Source organism: Dietzia sp. HMSC21D01 (assembly GCF_001815995.1).
GTDB lineage: Bacteria > Actinomycetota > Actinomycetes > Mycobacteriales > Mycobacteriaceae > Dietzia > Dietzia cinnamea.
In genome coordinates this window covers 1-1339 of sequence record NZ_KV823603.1, presented here as the reverse complement: position 1 = coordinate 1339, position 1339 = coordinate 1, and the positions used below count along the sequence as shown (strand labels likewise).

Below are 1339 nucleotides of genomic sequence, written 5' to 3'. Positions count from 1 at the left end.
GGACGGGGCCGGCGCCGGCGTGCCGAGTGAGGCGACGCGGGGCCTGCCGGGTGATCCGGGGGCATAGGGGCCGGCACCGACCGGCCGACTCGCCGGTCCGGCGGGCACCTGACGAAGTCGCACCGTATCGTGGTGCTCGTGGGTAGACGGAATAGGCACAACGAGCCCAAGGCCGGCGGAAACCGCCAGGCCAAGATCGCCGCACGCGCGGCCGAGCGGGAGGAACTGAGCGTCGAGCCGCGGCCGTTCGCCGGGTTCGCCGGTGAGTGCGACATGGTGGCGATGCGCGAGTTCGTGCCGTCGGCCACGGCGAAGCTGACCACGGTCGGGGGCGACCGCGAGGTGACGTTGGCGACGGTCCTGCCCGGCGCGATAGCGGCGCTCGTCCGCGACGATGAACTCGGCGGCGAGGCGATGGTCGGCCTGCAGGTGCAGGTCCACGGCCCCGATCCGGCGGCCGATCTGGCGTTCGCGATCGACTGGGCGGGCCGCGCCGGCGGCGGGGAGACGCTCACCTCGTCGCACCCGACCGGGTCGACGCCGTCGCTGGCGGACGTCGTGGTGAAGGACGCCCCGCTGGAGATCGTCGTGCACGACGACTTCTCCTGGTGGGTGGCCGAGGGCGTGCAGGTCGCCCCCGAGATCGAGCAGGCGGTCCGCAACGCCAATGAGGTCATGATGCCCTCGGCCCGCGTGGAGGCGGACGGCATCGAGGCCGCGTGGTGGGTCGACGCCGGCGAGAAGGCACACATCCGCTGGGTCCGGCCCGAGGACGAGGACGCGCTGTTCGAGGCGCTGGCCCGGGTCCACGCGGCCGGTGGGTTGCACCTGGGCGAGGGATCCCGTTTCGCCGGGTCCTTCCGCACGCACGGGCTGCTGGTGCCGGTGTTCGACCTGGACCGCGAGATGCACCACCAGGAATGGGCGCCGGGTCTGCAGGAGCTCGACGCGCGGCTGCGCGAGGCGCTCGCGAACGACGCCCCGCTCACCTCCGAGGAGCGGTCGTCCCGCGACGGGCTGCGCGCCCGGCAGGTGACCCTCCGCTAGAAGGTCCGCGCGGCACGGACCCCCGACGGGGCGCCGTGCGTTCTAGGATCCCTTCGGGCGACGTCGAGGGTCGCCCACGACGCGATGTGTCGACCCGGGACGATCCGAGGGAGTGGGGCGCGTGGCCGACCGACCGACCAGGGGGGACGACGACGAGTCGCCCCGTCTCCCCGAGGTGACGGTCCCGCCGTGGCTGCGGACCGGGCCCGGCCCGGACTCCTCGCTCCCGGGCGTGCCCGCGGTCGACCGGTCTGCGGGTGTGGCCGACGGTGCGGGTGCGTCGCGGGCCGGC

At 74.5% G+C, this 1339-nt stretch carries 1 protein-coding gene; it reads left to right on the top strand.

Translation table 11 applies throughout. The annotated features are described in order from the left end of the window. The first annotated feature begins 138 nt into the window (after positions 1-138). Entirely contained in the window at positions 139-1047 is a 909-nt protein-coding gene (locus tag HMPREF3086_RS00320; RefSeq protein ID WP_070719670.1) for a DUF5926 family protein, read from the top strand. The last annotated feature ends 292 nt before the right edge of the window (positions 1048-1339 follow it).